This is a genomic window from Kitasatospora sp. NPDC041917 (assembly GCF_055589745.1).
In genome coordinates, this window is the sequence record NZ_JBVJBI010000029.1 from 81,691 (window position 1) to 102,657 (window position 20,967).

Annotated in this window: 21 protein-coding genes; 6 read left to right on the forward strand and 15 right to left on the reverse strand. The window is 73.2% G+C overall.

Features of this window, described 5'->3' with window-relative positions; translation table 11 throughout:
• Positions 1-161: 161 nt before the first annotated feature.
• On the reverse strand, positions 162-248 hold the full coding sequence (locus ACZ6EM_RS28800) for a class III lanthipeptide (RefSeq protein ID WP_380548803.1): 87 nt from the start codon (positions 246-248) through the stop codon (positions 162-164).
• 5 nt (positions 249-253) lie between these two features.
• The gene (gene lanKC, locus ACZ6EM_RS28805; RefSeq protein ID WP_452180071.1) at positions 254-2,821 is read right to left on the reverse strand and encodes a class III lanthionine synthetase LanKC; all 2,568 of its coding nucleotides are present in this window, start codon (positions 2,819-2,821) and stop codon (positions 254-256) included.
• Between the two features lie 214 nt (positions 2,822-3,035).
• On the opposite strand from lanKC, the gene ACZ6EM_RS28810 reads away from it, so the two are divergent.
• A complete protein-coding gene (locus tag ACZ6EM_RS28810; RefSeq protein WP_359899467.1) occupies positions 3,036-3,683 on the forward strand; it encodes a response regulator transcription factor in 648 nt (215 codons plus the stop codon).
• A gap of 38 nt (positions 3,684-3,721) precedes the next feature.
• Here ACZ6EM_RS28810 and ACZ6EM_RS28815 read toward each other — a convergent pair whose 3' ends face one another.
• The 4 genes from ACZ6EM_RS28815 to mca all read right to left on the reverse strand — a co-directional run bounded on the left by ACZ6EM_RS28815 (position 3,722) and on the right by mca (position 7,550).
• Complete coding sequence (locus ACZ6EM_RS28815) at positions 3,722-4,639, reverse strand: ArsR/SmtB family transcription factor (protein ID WP_465773572.1); 918 nt, start codon at positions 4,637-4,639, stop codon at positions 3,722-3,724.
• A 315-nt stretch (positions 4,640-4,954) separates the two neighbouring features.
• On the reverse strand, positions 4,955-6,325 hold the full coding sequence (locus tag ACZ6EM_RS28820) for a sensor histidine kinase (RefSeq protein ID WP_465773573.1): 1,371 nt from the start codon (positions 6,323-6,325) through the stop codon (positions 4,955-4,957).
• A gap of 78 nt (positions 6,326-6,403) precedes the next feature.
• Positions 6,404-6,595: a hypothetical protein gene (locus tag ACZ6EM_RS28825; protein WP_359899461.1), complete on the reverse strand. Its 192-nt coding sequence runs from the start codon at positions 6,593-6,595 to the stop codon at positions 6,404-6,406.
• Between the two features lie 49 nt (positions 6,596-6,644).
• A complete protein-coding gene (gene mca, locus ACZ6EM_RS28830) occupies positions 6,645-7,550 on the reverse strand; it encodes a mycothiol conjugate amidase Mca (RefSeq protein ID WP_401044080.1) in 906 nt (301 codons plus the stop codon).
• A gap of 236 nt (positions 7,551-7,786) precedes the next feature.
• Between mca and ACZ6EM_RS28835 the strand changes: the two genes are divergently transcribed.
• Both ACZ6EM_RS28835 and greA read left to right on the forward strand, forming a co-directional pair.
• Positions 7,787-8,200 carry a DUF4307 domain-containing protein gene (locus ACZ6EM_RS28835; protein WP_359899458.1) on the forward strand — a complete coding sequence of 138 codons (414 nt, stop codon included), beginning with the start codon at positions 7,787-7,789 and terminating at the stop codon, positions 8,198-8,200.
• Positions 8,201-8,510: 310 nt separating this feature from the next.
• The gene (gene greA, locus ACZ6EM_RS28840; protein WP_380548767.1) at positions 8,511-9,011 is read left to right on the forward strand and encodes a transcription elongation factor GreA; all 501 of its coding nucleotides are present in this window, start codon (positions 8,511-8,513) and stop codon (positions 9,009-9,011) included.
• A gap of 78 nt (positions 9,012-9,089) precedes the next feature.
• Here the strand turns inward: greA and ACZ6EM_RS28845 are convergent, their stop codons facing one another.
• The 3 genes from ACZ6EM_RS28845 to ilvA all read right to left on the reverse strand — a co-directional run bounded on the left by ACZ6EM_RS28845 (position 9,090) and on the right by ilvA (position 12,357).
• Positions 9,090-9,947, reverse strand: a complete 858-nt coding sequence (locus ACZ6EM_RS28845; RefSeq protein WP_359914012.1) for an ABC transporter permease — start codon at positions 9,945-9,947, stop codon at positions 9,090-9,092.
• 1 nt (position 9,948) lies between these two features.
• A complete protein-coding gene (locus ACZ6EM_RS28850; RefSeq protein ID WP_465773574.1) occupies positions 9,949-10,992 on the reverse strand; it encodes an ATP-binding cassette domain-containing protein in 1,044 nt (347 codons plus the stop codon).
• Between the two features lie 153 nt (positions 10,993-11,145).
• The gene (ilvA, locus tag ACZ6EM_RS28855; RefSeq protein ID WP_465773575.1) at positions 11,146-12,357 is read right to left on the reverse strand and encodes a threonine ammonia-lyase; all 1,212 of its coding nucleotides are present in this window, start codon (positions 12,355-12,357) and stop codon (positions 11,146-11,148) included.
• A gap of 122 nt (positions 12,358-12,479) precedes the next feature.
• On the opposite strand from ilvA, the gene ACZ6EM_RS28860 reads away from it, so the two are divergent.
• Entirely contained in the window at positions 12,480-12,962 is a 483-nt protein-coding gene (locus ACZ6EM_RS28860) for a MarR family winged helix-turn-helix transcriptional regulator (protein WP_359914020.1), read from the forward strand.
• A gap of 33 nt (positions 12,963-12,995) precedes the next feature.
• Here the strand turns inward: ACZ6EM_RS28860 and ACZ6EM_RS28865 are convergent, their stop codons facing one another.
• Positions 12,996-14,150: a cystathionine gamma-synthase gene (locus ACZ6EM_RS28865; protein ID WP_359914023.1), complete on the reverse strand. Its 1,155-nt coding sequence runs from the start codon at positions 14,148-14,150 to the stop codon at positions 12,996-12,998.
• 262 nt (positions 14,151-14,412) lie between these two features.
• Here ACZ6EM_RS28865 and msrA point away from each other — a divergent pair, with 262 nt between their 5' ends.
• Positions 14,413-15,078 (forward strand): peptide-methionine (S)-S-oxide reductase MsrA, encoded by a 666-nt coding sequence (gene msrA / locus ACZ6EM_RS28870; protein WP_401044071.1) that lies wholly within the window; start codon positions 14,413-14,415, stop codon positions 15,076-15,078.
• A gap of 185 nt (positions 15,079-15,263) precedes the next feature.
• Positions 15,264-15,626 carry a cupin domain-containing protein gene (locus ACZ6EM_RS28875; RefSeq protein WP_401044068.1) on the forward strand — a complete coding sequence of 121 codons (363 nt, stop codon included), beginning with the start codon at positions 15,264-15,266 and terminating at the stop codon, positions 15,624-15,626.
• A 10-nt stretch (positions 15,627-15,636) separates the two neighbouring features.
• Here ACZ6EM_RS28875 and ACZ6EM_RS28880 read toward each other — a convergent pair whose 3' ends face one another.
• The 5 genes from ACZ6EM_RS28880 to ACZ6EM_RS28900 form a co-directional block, all read right to left on the reverse strand.
• Positions 15,637-16,422, reverse strand: a complete 786-nt coding sequence (locus tag ACZ6EM_RS28880) for a hypothetical protein (RefSeq protein ID WP_465773576.1) — start codon at positions 16,420-16,422, stop codon at positions 15,637-15,639.
• A complete protein-coding gene (locus tag ACZ6EM_RS28885; protein ID WP_387695530.1) occupies positions 16,419-16,970 on the reverse strand; it encodes a SigE family RNA polymerase sigma factor in 552 nt (183 codons plus the stop codon). The genes ACZ6EM_RS28880 and ACZ6EM_RS28885 overlap by 4 nt, the downstream gene beginning before the upstream one ends.
• Positions 16,971-17,046: 76 nt before the next feature.
• Positions 17,047-18,342, reverse strand: a complete 1,296-nt coding sequence (locus tag ACZ6EM_RS28890) for a L,D-transpeptidase (RefSeq protein WP_465773577.1) — start codon at positions 18,340-18,342, stop codon at positions 17,047-17,049.
• A gap of 200 nt (positions 18,343-18,542) precedes the next feature.
• The gene (locus ACZ6EM_RS28895) at positions 18,543-18,881 is read right to left on the reverse strand and encodes a hypothetical protein (protein ID WP_359914041.1); all 339 of its coding nucleotides are present in this window, start codon (positions 18,879-18,881) and stop codon (positions 18,543-18,545) included.
• A 522-nt stretch (positions 18,882-19,403) separates the two neighbouring features.
• Complete coding sequence (locus ACZ6EM_RS28900) at positions 19,404-20,804, reverse strand: cystathionine beta-synthase (RefSeq protein ID WP_380548742.1); 1,401 nt, start codon at positions 20,802-20,804, stop codon at positions 19,404-19,406.
• Positions 20,805-20,967: the final 163 nt, after the last annotated feature.

Below are 20,967 nucleotides of genomic sequence, written 5' to 3' on the forward strand. Positions count from 1 at the left end.
CACGGCACCGGGGTGCCGGGATCAGCAGCTGAAGTAGCTGAGCGAGCTGAACGGGGCGTCGACGACGATCTCCTCGTCGAGCTCCTGAAGCGCCAGGATGTTGGCCATGTCAGTCACCTCCCCTCGCCATCTCGCCGGAACGTGGCACCGGGCCACGGGAATCAGCAGCTGAACGCGCTGATCGAGCTGAACGGGGCGTCGACGACGATCTCCTCGTCGAGCTCCTGAAGCGCCAGGATGTTGGCCATGTCAGTCACCTCCCCTCGTCATCTCGCCGGGACGTGGTACCGGGCTCGGCCGGCTCCGGCGTCCACCCGTGAACGGGGTGGGCGCCGGGGAGCAGGCACTGCCCGGGGCTCTTGGCGGCGGCCAGCGCCAGCAGGGCGCCGGCGGAGCCGGTGGCCAGGTCGGTCGAGAGCCGGATCAGCTGGTCCCCGTGCAGGACGCTGCCGTCCTGGTGGGGGGCCAGGTGCAGCTCCACCAGACGGAGTTGATCCTCCGCCTCGGCCCGCCAGTGCGGCAGGCGGGCGGCGACCTGGAACAGGGTGTAGGCGAGCCCGGCGCGGCCGTTGAACAGCCCGCCCTGGACGACCACCCGGACCGCGCCGGCCCGGGCCGCGGCCTCCAGCACCCGCTCGGCGCCGAGGGCTTCGGCCTGCGCGTCGGGCAGGGCCAGGACGGCGAGCGCCACTCCGGCCGAGCCCTCCGCCAGGTACGGCAGCAGCCGGCCCGAGCTGTACGTCTGCAGCATGTCGTCGACCAGCCGGCCGTGCCGCAGGTCGCAGCGGACGGCGCGTTCGGCGGCCTCCGCCCAGGCCGTGTCGCCGGTGAGGCGGGCGCAGCGGGCGAACAGCACCGCCGGCCCGGACCAGCCGCGCAGCAGCCCCGGCCGGTCCAGCAGCCCGGTCTCGCCGATCCGCCCGGCGGCCTTGGCGGCCAGGGCGAGCGCCTCGTCCGTCGCGCCGGCCTCCAGCAGCAGTTGGGCGACGCCCGTCAGGCCGCCGTACAGGCCGAGCGAGGAGGGCAACGGGCCGGCCAGCAGCCGGTCCACCACGTTCGGGGCGTCCGGGTGCCCGAGCCGGTGGAACAGCCAGCCGGCTCCGGCCAGCCCGTCGTACAGCCCGGCGGGCGTGTCCGCCGGGGCGCGCCGTACGACGGCGGCGAGCCAGTCCAGTTGCTCCTCGTCCGGTGCGGCCCCGGCCAGGTGCCGGGCGAGCAGCACGCCGGAGGAGCCGTACGCCAGTCCGAGCGCGCCGCCGGGGCGCAGCCCGGCCACGTCGCCGGGATGGAGGCGGTCCTCCCGCCCGGGCGTCGCCGCCCCGTCGATGCCGCGCAGCAGGGCCGCGGCGGTGAGCTCCGCCCGGGGCCCGGCCGCGGGCCGGGCCCCGAGGTGGGGCCGCAGCGCCGGGGAGAGGGCCAGCCGCTCCGTCATCCGTTCGGCGAAGCCGGCGGGCACCGTCGGGAAGGACTCCGCGACGAGGTCCAGCAGCCCGCCGACGACGGCCGGGTTGCGCCGGGTGAGCGCGGTCAGCGAGACGAAGGCGGCGAGCTGGCAGCAGCCGAGCGCGAACAGGTCGGCCTCGCGGGCGTCGGTGATCGCCGGGTCGGTGAAGCCGGGGGCGCCGAGGGTGCGCCGGCGCGGGGTGTCGAGCGGCGTCGAGAGTTCGAAGTCGACCAGGGCGACGGTGCCGTCCGGACGGATCATGATGTTGCGGTGGTGGAGGTCCCCGAACGCCACCCCCTCCCGGTGCAGCGCCGCGACGCACTCCTCGACCAGCGCGAGCCGGGTGACCGCGAGCCCCGCGAAGTCGGCCAGCGTCCGGGCGTCCGGGCGGTGCCGGGTGAGCGGGTACTCCCGGCCCAGCCAGGCACTGAAGGACTCGCCGGGGATGTACTCCATCACCAGGTAGTGGTGCTCCCAGCTGGTGAAGTACTCGTACAGCTCCGGCACGAACGGCAGGTGGCCGATCCGCTCCAGGACGTCCCGCTCGACCAGCAGCCGGGCCACCGCGTCCGTCTCCGAGGCGTCCAGTCCGGCGTGCGGACGGGCCTCCTTGATGACGACCTGTCGGCCGTCCTCGTCCTCGGCGAGGTAGACCCCGCCGGCGTTGGAGAAGTGCAGCGCCTTGACCACCCGGTAGCGGCCGAGGCCGGCTCCCGCGTCGGCGGCGGCCGCGGCGATCCGCTCGGCCAGGAAGTCCGGGGTGGAGGCCCACTCCGGGACGGTGAAGCGCGGGCGCCGGGCGTCCGGCACCAGCCGGCCGTCCGGGTCCTCCACCGCGGGCACCCTGGTGCCGTCCGGCAGCTCGCACCACATCAGGGCGAAGCCTCCGTAGCGCACCGACACCGGGCCCTGGTTCCACCGCAGGTCGGACAGGACGTACGGACCGGGACGGCCGCCCAGCGCCTCGTCCAGCTCGGCGAGGACGGTCTCCAGCTCCGCGGCCGTCCGCGGGTAGACGGTGACGACCTTGCCGCTGGCGGACCGGTCGGCGTACTTGGCGTTCGTCACCGCGACCACCAGCCGGCTGCGCAGGTACTTCCAGGGCAGCCCGAGCCGGCGGCAGACCCGCCAGGCCGTCTCGATCGTCTCCTCGGCGGATTCGGGCGTGGCGCTGACGTGGACCTTCCAGCCCTGCTCCGGCAGCCGGGGGCCGCCGGGCGGCGCCAGCACCTCCCACACCCCCTGGGTGCGGCCGCGCCAGCCCTCGGGCAGCAGGCCCCCGCCCGGAGCGAACCGGGAGTCCCGGTCGTCACACCGCTCCAGGGCGTCGTACCACACCGGGTCGGCTATCGCATACGACTCGTATTTCGCGTCCACTTCGCCCTCCGCCCCCTTTCGAATATCCGCTGAACCGAATTCCGATGTTCGCCGGAACTTTCGAAGCCTCGGTGCCCCGTTCCGACAGGAACCATCCTTCCCGGACGCCCCGTCATGTGACAACAGTGTTAAGCGGGAACTGAATCCGACGCATACCAGGCGGAATCCCGGCCTTCACTTCGGAGGCACCGAAAGCCCGTGCGATCATGACGCCATGAAGACGCGTGTCGTGATCGCCGACGACCAGGCGAGCGTCCGCCAGGGGTTCCGGCACATCCTGGCGGCCCAGCCCGACATGGAGGTCGTGGCCGAGGCCGCGGACGGCCTGGAGGCCCTGGAGGCCGTCCGCACCCTGCGGCCGGACGTCCTGCTGGTCGACATCCGGATGCCGGAGCTGGACGGGCTGGAGGTCACCCGCCGGCTGACCGGCATCACCCCGGAGGTGAAGGTCGTGGTGGTGACCACCTTCGACCTCGACGAGTACGTGCACACCGCGCTGCGCAACGGCGCCTGCGGCTTCCTGCTCAAGCACTCGGGGCCCGCGCTGCTCGCCGAGGCGATCCGCTCGGCGGTGGTCGGCGACTCGCTGATCAGCCCGCAGATCACCACCCGCCTGCTGCACCACTTCACCGGCCCGCGCCGGGTCGACCGCTCCCCCGTCGAGCCGCTGACCGGCCGCGAGGAGGAGATCGCCGTCCTGGTCGCCGAGGGGCTGACCAACTCCGACATCGGCGCCGAGCTGTTCATCTCGCTGAGCACCGTCAAGACCCATCTGGCCAACCTCCAGCGCAAGCTGAAGGCCCGCAACCGGGTGGGCATCGCCACCTGGGCCTGGGAGTCGGGCCTGACCGAGCGCGGCTGAGCCGGCCCGCCCGCGACCCGCCGCGCGACCCGGGCCCCTCATCGCAGCGCCCGTCGACGGCCCTCGACCCACCGCGGGGCCGCGCCGCCGAGGGGCCGACCCTCCCTGCCCGACGGGGCCTCACCGCGCAGCAGCGCCCGCCCCAGCGGGGTGACGGTGTGCAGCACGCCGTTGCCGCAGCGCCGGGTGTCGATCAGCCCGGCCGCCCTCAGCACGGAGGTGTGCTGGCTGACCGCCGAGGCGGTCACGCCCAGCCGCCCCGCCAGCTCGCCGGTGGTACAGCCGTCCAGCACGGCGTGGAGGGCCGCGGCCCTGGTCCGGCCGACCAGGGCGGCCAGCGGCTCGTCCCCGCCCCGGCGCGCGCACCGCGCCGCGTCCGGCGCACCCGCGGGCACGGGAAGGCCGATCCGGTCGGGACGCATCGCGAAGAGCAGCGTCGGGGCCTCCTCGGGCTCCCCGCGCCGGGGCCGGAGCACCACTCCGGCGCCCTGCAGGAAGAGCGACGGCACCAGCCGCAACCCCCGCCCGTCGAGGGCGAGTTCGACGTCCCGCTCGGCGGGGATCTCCAGCACCGGGGCGGCCCAGCGGATCTGCGGGTGCAGCGTGCCGAGCAGCGCGTCCACCCCGCCGCGGCCGGCGATCTGGCGGCGGACGTCCCGCTCCGCCTCCAGCCGGGACCGGACGTCCGCCCAGCAGGGCTCCAGCGCCACCCGGTGGAACTCGCGGACCGCCGCGGCCACATCGGCCCGCTGGACCACCGGCTCGGCGCCGCGGCCGGACGACACGATCCGGCCATTCGCCCACACCCGCAGTACGTCCCGGAAACCACCGTTGGCTCCCGAAAGGCGCCGCAGCCGCTCGGCCAGCACCGGCTGCCGCGCCAACTGCCCGCGGACGGCCCGCTGCCAGGGGCGGAAGAATTCCCCGCCGCTCCGCCACGCCTCCAGTGCCAGCACCGCCTCCATCTCCTGGTCGACATTTCCAGCAATTCGTACACGAGCCAGATCCTCGGCAGACATCGCAATGCGAATCACAGGCTGTTCCCCCGCTCGGGATTCTTGCGTCGGGACGGCCCAGGGGAACCCCGCGCCCTGATCGCCGCACCGACATCCTTGCCCGCCCACGAGGCGCGTCGCCATCGGCCGATCGGCCCATTTGATCGTTCGGAACGCCGAATCGGCCGCCGCCGGATGTGCCGAATGGCCTGGATGGACCCGTCGGCAGGCTCGAATCAGCCGTCCGGCCGGGACCGACGGAACCACCCCGCCCGGTCAGCCCCCGAGGCCCGCCACACCCTCCGTCGGCAGCACCGCGCCGACCCGCCAGCCGCCCTCCGGCCCCGGTCCGGCCGTCAGCTCACCGCCGGCCGCCTCCACCCGTTCCCGCAGGCCCGCGAGGCCGAAGCCGCCGCCCTCCCGCTCGGCCCCGCCCAGCGCGCCGCCCGCACCGCCGCTACCGCCCGCGCCATCACTACCGCCCGCCCCGCCGGAGTCCCCCGCCCCGCCCGGCACCCCGTCGTCGGTGACCGTGACGCGCAACGCCGGCCGCTCGCCGCACCGGTCCGGACGGACCTCGATCGCCACCTCCCGGGCCTCGGGCGCGTGCCGGCGGACATTGGTCAGCGCCTCCACCACCAGCCGGTAGCCGAGCCCGCTGATCGCCGCCGGCACCGCCGCCAGTTCGGCCTCCGCGGGGGCCTCCAGCCGCACCCGCGCGGAACCGCTGCGGGTGAACCGCTCGGCCAGCGCGGGCAGTTCGCTCAGGTCGCGGCGCAGAGTGCGCGCACCGGGCCCGCCCGCCGCCGCCCGCCCCGCGCCCCGTCCGGCTCCCGGGGCGGCCCCCCGGTCCGCCGTCGCCTCCGTCCCGGACCGCCCGCGCGGCTCCGGATCGGCGTCGTCCGCCGCGAAGACCTGCACGGTCCGGTCCATGGTGACCAGCGCCTGCCGGCCGGCCGCCTCGATCCCGGCCAGCAGCTCGACCACCCGCTGGGGGTCCTGCTGGGCCAGCACCTGCGCGGCCTGGGCCAGCACCACCACCCCGGTGACGTCGTGCGCGGCGAAGTCGTGCAGGTCGCGGGCCAGGTCCAGGCGCTGTGCCCGCCGCTCGGCCACCACCGCCGCCCGGGCACGGGTGTCCATCGAGCGCAGGTAGCAGCCGACCCCGACCACCGCGCAGGCCAGCAGCGCGGAGATCAGGCAGAGCTTGGTGGTCACCGCGGGCGGGGCCGGCGGTTCGGCCCAGACCCCGATCCGCAGCGGTATCAGCGCCACCGCCGCGACCAGCAGCGCGCCGTAGCCGAAGGCGGCCGCCGCCGGGGGCCTGCGCACCGCGGGGACGACCGGCGCGAGCAGCGCGACGGTCTCCAGCAGCCACCAGGACTCGATGCTGCCGAACACCGGCCCGCGGTAGCCGGCCGTCACCAGCAGCGACACCGCGCAGGCGGCCAGCACCGAAGGGCCCACCGCGCCGACCCGTCCCGGGGCCCAGAGCGCCGGGAACAGCCCGGCCACCACCGCCACCGCGCCGGAGAGGACGATCAGCGGCCCCGGGTTCCCCAACCCCGCCACCGCGGCCGCCAGCACCCCCGCCGCCGCCGTTCCGTACCCCGCCCTGCGCACCACGGTGTGCCACGACCACGTCATGGTTCGGGATCCTACGAAGCCCGACGGCCCGCCAGGGCGGCTTCACCGAAGGCCGGTCCCGCGGGACCGGCCGACGGCTCACTCCTTCGGCGCCTCCGGCTGCTCGACGAAGTCGACCTTCTTGAACTGCCGGTTCATCGACTTGGCCAGGAACCAGGTCGCGACGCCGAGGGCCGCGAAGACGAGGAAGCCGAGCAGGCCGGGGGTGACCTTGGCGTCGTCGACGGCGAGGTCAGCGGCGATGTTGATGAGGTTCACGGAGGCGCTCATATCTCTATGGTGGCCCGGCTCACGCGGAGCCGGGCCGTCGGGGGGTGGTTCAGTCGCGCGTGTCGGCGGCCTCGGCCGCCAGGGTGGGGGTGCGCAGGCCGGCGAACAGGTCGTCCTCCGGCAGGTCCACGTCGACCAGGGTACGGGCGAGCTCGTAGTCCTCGGTGGGCCAGACCTCGCGCTGGACCTCCAGCGGGACGCGGAACCACGGGCCGTCCGGGTCGATCTGGGTCGCGTGGGCGATCAGCGCGCGGTCGCGGGTCTCGAACCAGTCGTCGCAGCGGACCCGGGTGGTGATCTCGCGCTCCTTGCGGCCGCTCTTCTCCCAGCCCTCGATCCACTCGCCGTACGGCGACTCGTGGCCGTGCTCGGTGAGGTACTCGTGCAGGGCTCGGATGCGGCCCATCGGGAAGCCGTGGTTGTAGTACAGCTTGAGCGGCTGCCAGGGCTCGCCGGCCTCCGGGTAGGCGTCCGGGTCGCCCGCGGCGTCGAACGCCAGCATGGTGATCTTGTGGGTCATGATGTGGTCCGGGTGCGGGTAGCCGCCGTTCTCGTCGTAGGTCGTGATGACCTGCGGCTTGAACTCGCGGATCAGCCGGACCAGCGGCTCCGCCGCCTCCTTGACGTCCTGGAGGGCGAAGCAGCCCTCGGGCAGCGGGGGCAGCGGGTCCCCCTCGGGCAGGCCGGAGTCCACGAAGCCCAGCCAGGCCTGCCCGACGCCGAGGATCGCCCGCGCCTCGTCCATCTCCTTGCGGCGCACCTCGTGGATGTTCTCCTCGATGTACGGGTCCCCCTGGAGTTTGGGGTTGAGGACCGACCCGCGCTCGCCCCCCGTGCAGGTGGCCACCAGCACGTCCACGCCCTGCTCGACGTACATGGCCATGGTGGCCGCGCCCTTGCTGGACTCGTCGTCCGGGTGGGCGTGCACCGCCATCAGTCGCAACTGCTCAGTCAACGCCTTGCGTTCCTTCCACACTCGTCGGGCGTTCCGCGAAGTCCGGGTCTGCCCACCGTTCGAACCGCTCACTCCGGGACCGCGTCGCCGCGGGGCCGGGCCGCGGAACGTCACCGGCGCGGCCGAGCCCTGCCCCCGCCGGACCGGCCGCGGGCGTGCCCCTCCTATAGTGACGGACTGGAGGAGCGTCGCATTCCCCCGCACCACCCCGCGCCCCCAGGAGAGGACGGAGTCCGATGAGTGCAGACACCACCGCCACCGGTCTGCCCGAGGGGCGCTACGGCCGCGGCGGCGACCGCGACTCGGACCGCCGCCTCAAGGTGATCGGCGCGGTCTGCGGCGTACTCGGCCTGGGCCTGATCGCCTGGCTGGGCGGCTCCTACCTGCTGCGCGAGTCGAAGATCAACGGCTCGGTGCCGACCTTCCAGGTGCTCTCCGACTCCGAGGTCCAGTTGCACCTCACCGTGCGCAAGGGCGACGGGCAGGCCGGTACCTGCACGGTCCGCTCGCAGTCCGACGACCACGCGGTGGTCGGGGTCGCCGACTTCCCGGTCCCGGCGGCCGGCTCCAGCTACGACGCGGTGGTCACCCTGCGCACCACCGCGCGCGGCACCACCGCGGAGCTGCTGGGCTGCACCCCGGCCAAGTAGCGCGCCCCGGGCAACGCGCGCCCCGGGCGGCGCACCCGCCCCCGGTAGCGCGCATATTCGATCCGGGGAGCGGGCATCCGTAGAGGGTCCCGCACACCACTGCCGTACACCAGGGCGTAACGCCGCCGTCAATGGCGCGCAAACGCCCCTCCCGCTTGTCAGCAGGACTTGTTAGTCTCGTGGTTTCGCCCCTTCCGCACCGGATGGTACGGGAGCGGGCGTTGCTTTGTAGTTGAGACCGATATCACCACCGACCCCTGCTGACGACTCACACCCTCAGCACAGCCCCCAGCACCTACGAGGAGCACCCGTGACCCAGACCAGCGAGAACGTGACCTGGCTCACTCAGGCCGGCTACGACCAGCTCAAGGCCGAGCTGGACCACCTGACCGGGCCCTGGCGCATCGAGATCGCCCAGAAGATCGAGGCGGCGCGCGAGGAGGGCGACCTCAAGGAGAACGCCGGTTACCACGCGGCGAAGGAGGAGCAGGGGAAGTACGAGCTGCGCATCCGTCAGCTGACCCAGCTGCTGGAGCGGGCCAAGGTCGGCGAGGCGCCGGCCGACTCGGGCGTGGTGGCCCCGGGCATGGTCGTCACGGTCGCCTTCGACGGCGACGCGGACGACCTCATGGAGTTCCTGCTGGCCTCCCGCGAGGTCGCGGGCGCCGACGACCTGGACGTCTACTCCCCGCAGTCCCCGCTGGGCCGCGCCATCGACGGCAAGCGGATCGGCGACGAGGCCACCTACGAGCTGCCGAACGGCAAGCCGGCCATGGTGAAGATCGTCAAGGTCGTGCCGCACGCCGGCTGATCCGGCCGCACGACAGGGGGCGGCCGCGGAAGTCCGGGACTTCCGCGGCCGCCCTCCGGCGTTCCGGGCGGCGCCCGGTCAGGCGGTCGAGGAGCGGTACTTGCGCACCGACAGCCAGGAGAACACCGCGGTGATCACGATCGACCACAGCACCGACACCAGCGCCGCGTGCTGCATCGGCCAGGCGCTGTCCACCGGCCCGACCTGGTTGCCGAACAGCACCCGGCAGGCCTGCACGGTGGCGCTGAACGGGTTCCAGTACGCGACCGGCTGGAGCCACTCCGGCATCGAGGTGACCGGCACGAAGGCGTTGGACACGAAGGTCAGCGGGAACAGCCAGATCAGCCCGGCCGAGGTGGCCGCCTCGGGGCTGCGCACCGACAGGCCGATCAGCGCGCCGATCCAGGAGAAGGCGTAGCCGAGCAGGAGCAGCAGGCCGAACGCGGCGAGCGCGTTGAGCAGGCCGTCGTGGATCCGCCAGCCGACCAGCAGCGCGACCATCGCCAGCACGACCAGGATGAACGCGGTCTGGCACAGGTCCGCGAGGGTGCGGCCGACCAGCACCGCCGAACGGGCCATCGGCAGCGAGCGGAACCGGTCCACCAGCCCCTTGCTCATGTCCTCCGCGATGCCCGCCGAGGCACCGGCGACGGCGAAGGTGACGGTCTGGGCGAAGATGCCGGCCATCAGGAACTGGATGTACGTGTCCGAGCCGGAGTTCGTGCCGGGGATCCTGATCGCCCCGCCCATCACGTACGAGAACAGCAGCACGAACATGACCGGCTGCATCAGCCCGAAGACCACGATCTCCGGGATGCGGGTCATCCGGCGCAGGTTGCGCTTGGCGACCACCCAGGAGTCGTGCAGGGCGGCGGCGGCCCCCCGGCGCTGCCTGGGCATCGCCGGGCCGATGGCGTGCTCGGTGGCGCTGCTCATCTCAGCTCTCCTTCCCGGCCGCGACGGCCTGCTTGTCCGGCCCCGGGCCGCCCTTGCCCCGGCCGCGCTCCTTGCGGCCGGCAGCGTCCTCCTCCTCGGGGCGCTCCTCGGCGACGTGGCCGGTGAGGGTGAGGAAGACGTCGTCCAGGGTCGGGCGGCGCAGGCCGATGTCGTCCATCTCGATCCCGCGGGAGTCCAGTTCGCGGATCACGTCGGCGAGCACCCGGGCACCTCCGGTGACCGGAGCGGTGATCCGGCGGGTGTTCCGCTCCACCGTCGGCTCGTTCAGCGCGTAGCCGGACAGCGCGGCGACCGCGTCGGCGACCAGGCCGGGCTCGTGCACCACGACCTCGATGCGCTCGCCGCCGATCTGCGCCTTGAGCCGGTCGGCGGTGCCGCGGGCGATCACCCGGCCCTGGTCGACGACCGCGATGTCGTGGGCGAGCCGGTCGGCCTCCTCCAGGTACTGGGTGGTGAGCAGCAGTGTGGTCCCCTGCTCGACCAGCGTCTCGATGACCTCCCAGAGCGCGAGCCGGTTGCGCGGGTCGAGGCCGGTGGTCGGCTCGTCCAGGAACATCACCGGCGGCCGGACGACCAGCGCGGCGGCGAGGTCCAGGCGCCGGCGCATGCCGCCGGAGTAGGTCTTGGCGGTGCGGTCCTTGGCCGCGGTGAGGTTGAACCACTCCAGCAGCTCCAGCGCCCGGGCCTTCGCGGCACGGTTGCTCATCTGGTAGAGCTCACCGACCATGGTGAGGTTCTCGAAGCCGGTCAGGTACTCGTCGACCGCCGCGTACTGGCCGGACAGGCCGATCAGGCTGCGGACCCGGTTGGGGTGCTTGAGCACGTCGACCCCGGCGACCACCGCGCGGCCGGAGTCGGGGCGGAGCAGGGTGGTGAGGACCCGCACGGTGGTGGTCTTCCCGGCGCCGTTCGGGCCGAGCAGCCCGAGCACCGTGCCCTCGGGGACGTCGAGGCTGACGCCGTCCAGGGCTCGTACGTCGCCGAAGGTCTTCACCAGGTTCTCGGCTTGGATGGCTGGCGCCATGGCCTTGCCTCATCTCCTCGAACATATGGGGCGATCTGTCCCACTTTGCCCTGATATTGGGCGCACGGGCGACCCGATTCTCGGCCCGCGGGGCCAGAACGCGATGTATCGCGAGTCTCCCAGTACGCGATATATCGCGTCAAGGGAGAGGGGTCAGCGGGAGACCACGTACCCCGCGTCCCGCAACTCCCCGACCACCAGCGCGCAGTGCTCCGGCCCCTTGGTCTCCAGGTGCAGGTCCACCTCGACCTCGGTCAGCCCCAGCCGCGGGTCGATCCGCACGTGCGCCACGTCCAGCACGTTGGCGTCCACCCTGGTCAGCACCGACAGCAGGCCCGCCAGCGCGCCCGGCCGGTCCGCCAGCCGCACCCGCAGCGACAGGTAGCGCCCGGCCGCCGCCAGCCCGTGCCGCAGCACCCGCTGCATCAGCTGGGGGTCGATGTTGCCACCGGACAGCACCGCCACCACCGGGCCCTCGAAGGAATCCGACTGCTCCAGCAGCGCCGCGATCGGCGCCGCTCCGGCCGGCTCCACCACCAGCTTCAGCCGCTCCAGCCCGAGCAGCAGCGCCCGCGACAGCGCGTCCTCGGAGACCGTACGGATGCCGTCCGCCAGCGTGTTGACCACCTCGAACGGGATGTCGCCGGGGCGCCCGACCATGATCCCGTCCGCCATGGTGGCGAAGTGCTCCAGCGACACCGGCCGCCCGGCCGCCAGCGAGGGCGGGTACGCGGCCGCACCGGCCGCCTGCACCCCGACCACCCGCACGTCCGGGCGCAGCGGCTTGACCGCCGCCGCGATCCCGGCCAACAGCCCGCCGCCGCCCACCCCGACCAGGACGGTCCGCACCTCCGGGCACTGCTCCAGGATCTCCAGGCCGACGGTCGCCTGCCCGGTGACCACGTCCCAGTGGTCGAAGGGGTGGATGAACACCGCGCCGGTCGCCTCCGCGTACCGCTGCGCGGCCTGCAGGGCCTCGTCCACGGTGGCGCCGTGCAGCCGCACCTCGGCGCCGTACTCGCGGGTCGCCGCGACCTTCGGCAGCGGAGCGGCCACCGGCATGAACACCGTGGAGCGCACGCCCAGCAGCGCGGCCGCCAGCGCCACCCCCTGGGCGTGGTTCCCGGCGCTCGCCGCCACCACCCCGCCGGCCCGCTGCACCGGCGAGAGTCCCGCGATCCGCACGTACGCCCCGCGCAGTTTGAAGGACCCGGTGCGCTGGAGGTTCTCGCACTTCAGGTGGACCGGCGCACCGATCAGCCCGGAGAGGTACCGGCTGCCCTCCATCGGGGTCACCCGCGCGACCCCGGCGAGCATCTTCTGGGCACCGCGGACGTCGTCGAGGGTGATCGGCCAGGTGTGCATGGCGCCAGACTACGGGTGGGGGCGGCGGCAATCCGGGATGTCGGGCCTGTTCCCGGGCCCGCCCGGCCCGCGTACGCTGCTGCTTCTGAGCCTCCCTCACCGCACGACGATCGTGAGCCGCGATGACGACGACCTCGCCCCAGGCCACCGACCGCATCGACCCCGTGCACGCCCGACTCCAGTACCAGCTCGCGGTGTTCGCGCGCCGGATGGAGCAGGTCCGGACCTCCGGCGGCGGGGTCGGGGCGCTGGACCGGGCCGCCTATCTGCTGCTCGACCGGCTGGAGCGGCACGGGCCGGCCAACGTCAAGGCCCTGGCCGAGGCCCTGGGCGTGGACTCCTCCACGGTGACCCGCCAGGTCGCCCCGCTGGTCGCGGCCGGGCTGGTCGGCCGGGTGCAGGACCCGGCCGACCGCCGTGCCGTACGGCTCGCGCTGACCTCGCACGGCGTCGGCCGGCTCACCGAAGTCCGGGACGGCCGGGCCGAGTTGACCCGCCGCCTGGTGGCCGACTGGCCACCGGAGGAGCAGCACGCGTTCTGCGCCCTGCTGGCCCGCTTCAACCTCGCGATGGAGACGTACACGGCGGACCAGCAGGGGCAGTGAGCGGCGACGAGGGGCCGCGGGGCCCCTACCGCCTCAGCCCAGCGCCTGCTTGAGGTCGGCCAGCAGGTCGTCGATCGACTCGATGCCGACCGAGACGCGCACCAGGTCGGACGGCACCTCCAGCGCCGAGCCCGCCACCGAGGCGTGGGTCATCCGGCCCGGGTGCTCGATCAGCGACTCGACACCGCCGAGCGACTCGCCGAGGGTGAACAGCTGCGCGCGGTTGCAGACCTCGACGGCCGCCTCCTCGCCGCCGGCGACCCGGAACGAGACCATGCCGCCGAAGGCCTTCATCTGCTTGGCCGCGATGTCGTGGCCGGGGTGCTCGGGCAGGCCCGGGTAGAGCACCTGGCTGACCTTCGGGTGGCTCGCCAGCAGCTCGGCGACCTTCTCCGCGTTGGCGCTGTGCCGGTCCATCCGGACGCCCAGCGTCTTGATGCCGCGCAGCACCAGCCAGGCGTCGAACGGGCCGGAGACGGCGCCCATCGCGTTCTGGTGGTACGCCACCTCCTCGCCGAGGCCCGCGTCGGCCAGCACGAGCGCACCGCCGACCACGTCCGAGTGGCCGCCCATGTACTTGGTGGTGGAGTGCACCACGGCGTCCGCGCCGAGCGCGATCGGCTGCTGGAGGTACGGGCTGGCGAAGGTGTTGTCGACCACCAGCAGCGCACCGGCGCCGTGGGCGACCTCGGCGAGCGCGGCCAGGTCGGTGATGCCCAGCAGCGGGTTGGACGGGGTCTCCACCCACACCGCGCGGGTGTTGGGGCGGATCGCCTCGCGGACGGTGGCCAGGTCCTGGGTGTTGGCCACGGAGAACTCGACGCCCCAGCGGGTCAGCACCTTGGCGAACAGCCGGAAGGTGCCGCCGTAGGCGTCGTTGGGGATCACGATGTGGTCGCCCGGCTTGAGGATGCTGCGCAGCAGGGTGTCCTCGGCGGCCAGGCCGGAGGCGAAGGCGAGGCCGCGGGCGCCGCCCTCCAGCGCCGCGAGGCACTCCTCCAGCGCGGTACGGGTCGGGTTGGCGCTGCGGCTGTACTCGTAGCCGCCCCGCAGGCCGCCCACCCCGTCCTGCTTGTAGGTGGACACCTGGTAGATCGGCGTGACGACGGCCCCGGTCTGGGGGTCTGCCTCCTGACCCGCGTGGATGGCGAGGGTCTCGAAGCCCTGAGGAAGCTGGTGCTCGGTCATGGGTCCGAGCCTAGTGTGCGAATGCCGTCGAGCCCGCACGAACCGACGATCGGGACGAACCCGCAGGTGGGAGCGGGGGTGCGGCGGGCCGCAAGCGCGGCGCGCGGGCCCCTTCGGCCGCCGCGACCCCATCGCTCGAACACGCGTTCAGCGCCGGGCCCGACCGGCCGCCGACGACGGCCGCGACGGCCGCTCCCGGAATCCGGGGGCGGCCGTTCGCGTTGCACACCGTGCCAGGATCCCCGACCCGCTGGAGCAGGCCGTGCTGTTCAACCGCCACAAGACCTCGCTCGTCCCCGCCGACCAGGCGCTGCCCGGCCGGCCGACCCCGGCCTTCACCCTGACCGAGCCGCACACCGTGCTCGGGCACCCGCTGTCCGGCCCGTACCCGGACGGCCTGGAGGTGGCCGACTTCGGGCTCGGCTGCTTCTGGGGCGCCGAACGCGTCTTCTGGCAGCTCCCCGGCGTCTGGACGACGCTGGTCGGCTACCAGGGCGGCCACACCCCCAACCCGACGTACGAGGAGGTGTGCAGCGGGCTGACCGGGCACACCGAGGCGGTCCGGGTGGTGTACGACCCGGCGGTGATCCCCTACGAGCGCCTGCTGAAGACCTTCTGGGAGGCGCACGACCCGACCCAGGGCAACCGCCAGGGCAACGACGTGGGCACCCAGTACCGCTCCGCCGTCTACACCCACTCCCCGGCCCAGGCCGAGGCCGCGGCGGCCACCCGGGACGCGTTCCAGCCCTCGCTGACCGCGCTCGGTTACGGCCCGATCACCACCGAGATCGCCCCGGCGGGCCCGTTCCACCCCGCCGAGCCGTACCACCAGCAGTACCTGTCGGAGGCCAAGAACCCCAGCGGCTACTGCGGTCTCGGCGGCACCGGGGCCTCCTGCCCGATCGGCGTGGCCCGCACCCGGGGCTGACCTCCCGGGCGCCGGGAAGGCCCGGGGGCGGGCCCGGACGCGGCCCGAACGCGGCCCGGGGGCGGGCCCGGGAGCGGCCACTCAACGTGACCGATCCCCGATCGGGGCGCAGACTGGAAGGGCCAGCAGGGCCGGCCCGGCCACCCGCTGGTGGCCGGGCCGTCCTCGTGGGAGAGGAGTGCGCCATGTCCGATCTCTACCAGCGGAACTTCGACGATCCCGAGGAAGTCCGTCCCTTCGAGGAGGGCACAGGGGAGCTGCGGCTGGTCAACCTGGACGGCGGCCCGGTGGGCCGGGCCGTGTTCGAACCGGGTTGGCAGTGGTCCAAGCACGTGAAGCCGATCGCCGGGACCGACAGCTGCCAGGCCTCCCACGCCGGGTACGTGGTCTCCGGCCGGATGAAGATCGTCATGGACGACGGCCGGGGATTCGAGGTCGGCCCCGGCGACTTCATGCTCTGTCCGCCCGGACACGACGCCTGGACGGTGGGCCCGGAGGCCTGTGTGATCGTCGACTGGCAGGGCTTCGCGGACTACGCGAAGCGGTGAACGGAACGTCTCAGAGCATGGCGGGCGGCTTCTCCGCGGCCCCGTCCGCCGCCTGGCCGGGGCTTCCCGCCAGGAGCTTCCCGGCGGCGTCGTAGGCCCCGACGGCCGGGACGGCCTGCACCCTCCCCGTCCGGAGGTCGGCCCGCGGCAGGTCGCCGTAGTAGGAGATCCAGCCCTGCATGCCCGGGGTGGTGAGCAGGGTGGCGACGGTGGGCCTGCCGCCCACGAAGAGGACGATCCGGGCCGGGGCCGGCCCCCGGTAGTAGCTGTGCACGACGAGGCGGTCGGCCGTCTCGTTGTAGGCCAGGGTGATGCCGGGCCGGTCGTACGGCATGCCGGGGGCGGAGAGGACGTCGGTGCACGCCGTGCGCCCGTAGACGCCGGTCGCCGGTTCGACGGTGTCCTGGCAGTCCTGGGTCGGGGTCACCGACAGCCGGATCCCGGGGACCACCTCGACCTTCTCCTTCGCCGCGACCCGCTTCACCGGCGACAACGGCAGCCCGGTCGGCGTCGGCGCGGTGCGCGCCGGGACGGCGGGCGCCCCCGCGGCCGTCGCCGCCGAGGGCGCCATCGCCGCCCCGGCCTCGCCCGCGATCCGCCCGGCGTGCCGGGCGTTCCCGGCCGTCACCGCCGTCACCCCGCAGACCACGGCCACCGCGACCACGGCGGCCCCGGTCCCGGCCCTGCGCCTGGCCCGGCGGCGTCGGGCGCCCGCGATGATCACCACCGGGTCCGGCCCGACCGCGTAGGGGTCCTCGTCCTTGAGCAGTTCGCCGATCCGGCGCTCGAAGCTCATACCGTCACCTCGATGTGCGTCGTGGGACCCACCGCCACGCCGGAGCGGTCGGCGAGTTCGGGCAGTGCGCGCAGCTTCGACATCGCCCGGTGCAGCGTGCTCTTCACCGTGCCCGGGGCGATGCCCAGTTCGGCCGCGATGGCGGCCTCGGTGAGGTCTCCGTAGTACCGCAGCACGACGACCGTCCGCTCCCGGCGGGTGAGCGTGCCCAGCGCCTGGTGCAGCACGGCCCGTTCGGCCTGCCGTTCGGCGAGGTCGTCGGCGAGCGGCCGGTCGGGGACGCGTTCGATGGGCAGCTCGTGGTTGCGCAGCCGGCGCCACCAGTCGCGGTGCTGGTTCACCACGATCCTGCGGACGTACGCGGTGGGGTCGTCGCCGGTGATCCGGTGCCAGTGCAGGTAGGCGCGTTCCAGCGCCGACTGCACGATGTCCTTGGCCCGGTCCGGGTCTCCGGTCAGCAGCTCGGCCAGCCGCAGCAGTTGGCGGCCGCTCCCGGCGACGAACGCGCTGAACTCGTCGTCCTGTCGCTGCCTCTGCTCGCGTTTCACACCCGTCCTACTCCTCGGGCGGACCGCGAGGTTCGGTCCGCCCGGGAAGTTTTTCCGGCCGGGGTGCGGTGCCGGGTCAGACGGCGCTGCCGGCCTTCCAGGCGGCCCAGCCCATGTTCCAGCCGTTCAGGCCGTTGTCCGGGGCGACCGTCTTGTCGCCGGAGTTCACGACCTCGACCACGTCGCCGACCATCGAGGACTTGTAGAACTTGAAGCCGTCCGTACCGGTGTCCTGGGCGCCCTGGGCGTCCCGCAGGCCGATGCAGCCGTGGCTGGTGTTCTGGCCGCCGAAGATCGACGGCGAGGACCAGTAGTTGCCGTGGATGAAGGTGCCCGACGTGCTGAGGCGCTGGGCGTGCGGCACGTCCGCGATGTCGTACTCGCTGCCCAGGTTGACCGTCTGCGAGTTCATCCGGGTCTGGGTGTACTGCTCGGAGATCACCATCTTGCCGCCCCAGGTGGTGTGCTCGGGCGAGCCGCCGGAGATCTTGTAGACCGCGCTGACCTGGCCGTCGGTGGTGACGGTGAGCTTCTTGGTGGCGAGGTCGGCGACGCTGGTCTGGGCGCGGCCGATGGTGAAGCTCACGTCCTTGGACTGGGTGCCGTAGACGCCCTTGGCGCCCTCGACGTCCTTGAGCCGGAGCTTGAGGGTGACCTTGGTGCCCTTGGCCCAGTACTCCTGCGGCCGGAAGTCGAGGCGGGTGCTGGAGAACCAGTGGCCGACGATCTCGACGCCCGGCTCGGCTATCACCGTGATCGCCTGCTGGACGGCCTTGCGGTCGGTGACCGGCTTGCTGAAGCTGATCGAGACCGGCATGCCGACGCCGACGGTGGAGCCGTCCTCGGGGGTGAAGTAGCCCACGAAGGTGTTGGCCGGGGTCGCCGTGGTGAAGACGGCGTTGGAGTCCGCCTCCAGCTTGTCCTTGTCGAGGGCGGTGGCGGCGACGGTGTACTTGGTGCCGCTGGCGGGGGCGGCGGCCGAGGTCCAGCCGGTGCCGTCGGCGGAGAGCTGGCCGGCCAGCTCCTTGCCGGTGCTGTCGGTGACCTTGACGCTGCTCAGGGTGCCGTTGGCGACGGTGACCTTGACCGGCTCGCTGAAGCTCGCGGAGGCGGCGCCGTCGGCCGGGGCGACGGTGATGACCGCGGCCGAGGTCTTCGGGGCGCTGCTCGCACCGCCACCGGCCGGGGTGCCGCTCGCTCCGCCGGAGCCGCTGCCGCCGCCGTTGCTGCCACCGCCGTTACCGCTGCCGCCGCCGCTGTTGTCGTTGCAGGCCGCCAGCAGCAGGACGGGCGCGCCGATCAGTCCCGCGAGGACCCCGCGTCGGCTCCAGTTGCTTCCGGCCACCCGCCCCTGACCGTCCCGTGCCGTCACGTCGCGTCTCCCTGCTGATCATCCCGGGCATTACGGATACAGAAACGCAATACGCCCGTTCACGGTTCCATCACCGAAGGGTAAGCGATCGTATGAGATGACCCAACTTCCCGACGAACAGGGACAAAACGCCCGGCCCGCGGAGCGGACCGGGCGTTCACTTGCGGTGACGGCGAGCACCGTCACCCGGCGGTTCCGTCCTACTCGGCGGACCCCTCCACCTGGTACTCGTCCCACTCCTCGTCGTCCGGGTCGAACTCGGTCTGCGCCGACTCCCAGGTCGCCGAGGCGAGCTCCACGCCGGGCACGTCGCCGAGCAGCGCGACGGGGTCGATGAAGTGGGCGAGCGAACCCGACGGGTCCACCTCGATGGCCTCGACGGACTGGGCGCGCTCCTCGTCGTCGAGGTACTCGTCCGCGGTGACCGCCTCCAGGGCGGCGGCCTTCAGCGCGCCCTCGTCGGTGATCTCCGCGATGAGCTCGATCTTCACCCGGACGTAGCGCGGGGCATCCTGGTCGGTCGTTTCAGTGCTGGTCATGCGTGCGAGCGTACGGGACGGCCGCGCCCGGCGCGGAGCACGGGCGGCCGCCCGGAGCACGCCCCGCGCGCCCGGCGCGAACGGCGCGAACGGAAGGGGCCGGCCCCTCGGAGAAGGACCGGCCCCACCGTTGCCCCGCCTGGGCTCCCCCACCCGGGAGCCGCGGGGACACGCGCCGTGCGGCGCGGTGCTGCCGCGGGAGCCGCCGCACCCTGTCAGCCGGCCGGGGCCGGGCAGGGGCGGGACGACGGCGCCTCCCACGGCGGAGGACACAGCGGCCGGGTCAGGGCCACCCGATGTGTCCGGAGCCGACCGCGGTCGCCGGGGAGCCGCTCCCGGACGGTTGCCGTCGCCTCACTCGGCGTCCTGCCGTTGACCACCACGATGCCCGAGCCGTGTTAACCACGTGCTGCGGACAGGTGACGCCGGTGTACCACTTCCGCCGTGGACGAATCCTCCGCGCCCGTCCGCGGCAACGGGAGCGCGACGACAGGGCGGTGACGGGGCGCCGGTGACGCCGGGTCAGTGCTGGCTGCGACCGGTCAGGAAGCCCAGCAGGTCCTGGCGGGTGACGATGCCCTGCGGCTTGCCCTCGACCAGCACGACGGCCGCGTCGGCCTTCTCCAGCACGGTCATCAGGTTGGTGACGGTCTCGCCCGAGCCGACCACCGGCAGCGGCTTGGACATCACCTTGTCCAGCGTGTCGGTGAGCTCGATGTCCTTGGCGAAGATGCCCTCCAGCAGCAGCTTCTCCACCACCGAGCCGATCACCTCGCCGGCCATGATGTCCGGGTGGCCGGCCCCCGGGGAGACCACCGGCATCTGCGAGACGCCGTACTCGCGCAGCACCCGGACCGCCTCGGCGACCGTCTCGTTGGGGTGCATGTGGACGAACTGCGGGACGCCGCCCTGCTCGATGGACTCCTTGCGGGCCAGCACCTCGCCGATGTGCGCCTCGTCGGTGGACGAGGGCAGGAAGCCGTAGTCGGCCATCCAGTCGTCGTTGAAGATCTTCGACAGGTAGCCGCGGCCGCCGTCCGGCAGCAGCACCACCACGACGTCGTCCGGCCCGAGCCCGCGGGCCACCTCCAGCGCGGCCACCACGGCCATGCCGCAGGAGCCGCCGACCAGCAGGCCCTCCTCCTTGGCCAGGCGGCGGGTCATCTGGAACGAGTCCTTGTCGGAGACGGCGACGATCCCGTCCGCGACGCCGCGGTCGTAGGCGGTCGGCCAGAAGTCCTCACCGACGCCCTCGACCAGGTACGGCCGGCCGGTGCCGCCCGAGTAGACCGAGCCCTCCGGGTCGGCGCCGATCACCTGGACCTTGCCGCCGGAGACCTCCTTCAGGTAGTTGCCGGTGCCGGAGATGGTGCCGCCGGTGCCGACGCCCGCCACGAAGTGGGTGATCTTCCCCTCGGTCTGCTCCCACAGCTCCGGGCCGGTGGAGTGGTAGTGCGAGGCCGGGTTGTCCGGGTTGGAGTACTGGTCCGGCTTCCAGGCGTTCGGGGTCTCCCGGACCAGGCGGTCGGAGACGTTGTAGTACGAGTCCGGGTGCTCCGGAGCGACGGCGGTCGGACAGACGACCACCTCGGCGCCGTACGCGCGCAGGGTGTTGATCTTGTCGGTGGACACCTTGTCGGGACAGACGAAGATGCACTTGTAGCCCTTCTGCTGGGCCACGATCGCCAGGCCGACACCGGTGTTGCCGGAGGTCGGCTCGACGATGGTGCCACCCGGCTTGAGGGCGCCCGAGGCCTCGGCGGCCTCGATCATGCGCATCGCGATGCGGTCCTTGACCGAGCCACCGGGGTTGAAGTACTCGACCTTCGCCAGCACTGTCGCGCTGATGCCCTCGGTGACCTTGTTCAGCTTGACCAGCGGCGTGTTGCCGACCAGGTCGATGATCGAGTTGTGGTACCGCACGGGGATCCTCCCGGAGTGTGGGCGTGCGACTGCTTATCGGTACTGCAAAGCGTAGGGCGTGGCACCCGCCCCGCGGTTCCCCTCCTTCCCACCGCCCCCAATGGCCCACCCCCACCGGCGCCCCCGGTACTCCCGGCCCCCGCGCGGGTAAGAGCGCTGTGCA

Excerpts from the sequence above, each read along its gene's own strand:
- ACZ6EM_RS28835 (WP_359899458.1), top strand. The coding sequence starts at position 7,787 with ATGAGTGCAGACACCACCGCCACCGGTCTGCCCGAGGGGCGCTACGGC.
- ACZ6EM_RS28800 (WP_380548803.1), bottom strand. The coding sequence starts at position 248 with ATGGCCAACATCCTGGCGCTTCAGGAGCTCGACGAGGAGATCGTCGTC.
- ACZ6EM_RS28845 (WP_359914012.1), bottom strand. The coding sequence starts at position 9,947 with ATGAGCAGCGCCACCGAGCACGCCATCGGCCCGGCGATGCCCAGGCAG.
- ACZ6EM_RS28810 (WP_359899467.1), top strand. The coding sequence starts at position 3,036 with ATGAAGACGCGTGTCGTGATCGCCGACGACCAGGCGAGCGTCCGCCAG.
- ACZ6EM_RS28850 (WP_465773574.1), bottom strand. The coding sequence starts at position 10,992 with ATGGCGCCAGCCATCCAAGCCGAGAACCTGGTGAAGACCTTCGGCGAC.
- ACZ6EM_RS28880 (WP_465773576.1), bottom strand. The coding sequence starts at position 16,422 with ATGAGCTTCGAGCGCCGGATCGGCGAACTGCTCAAGGACGAGGACCCC.
- ACZ6EM_RS28860 (WP_359914020.1), top strand. The coding sequence starts at position 12,480 with ATGACGACGACCTCGCCCCAGGCCACCGACCGCATCGACCCCGTGCAC.
- ACZ6EM_RS28895 (WP_359914041.1), bottom strand. The coding sequence starts at position 18,881 with ATGACCAGCACTGAAACGACCGACCAGGATGCCCCGCGCTACGTCCGG.
- ACZ6EM_RS28875 (WP_401044068.1), top strand. The coding sequence starts at position 15,264 with ATGTCCGATCTCTACCAGCGGAACTTCGACGATCCCGAGGAAGTCCGT.
- ilvA (WP_465773575.1), bottom strand. The coding sequence starts at position 12,357 with ATGCACACCTGGCCGATCACCCTCGACGACGTCCGCGGTGCCCAGAAG.
- ACZ6EM_RS28820 (WP_465773573.1), bottom strand. The coding sequence starts at position 6,325 with ATGACGTGGTCGTGGCACACCGTGGTGCGCAGGGCGGGGTACGGAACG.
- ACZ6EM_RS28825 (WP_359899461.1), bottom strand. The coding sequence starts at position 6,595 with ATGAGCGCCTCCGTGAACCTCATCAACATCGCCGCTGACCTCGCCGTC.
- ACZ6EM_RS28865 (WP_359914023.1), bottom strand. The coding sequence starts at position 14,150 with ATGACCGAGCACCAGCTTCCTCAGGGCTTCGAGACCCTCGCCATCCAC.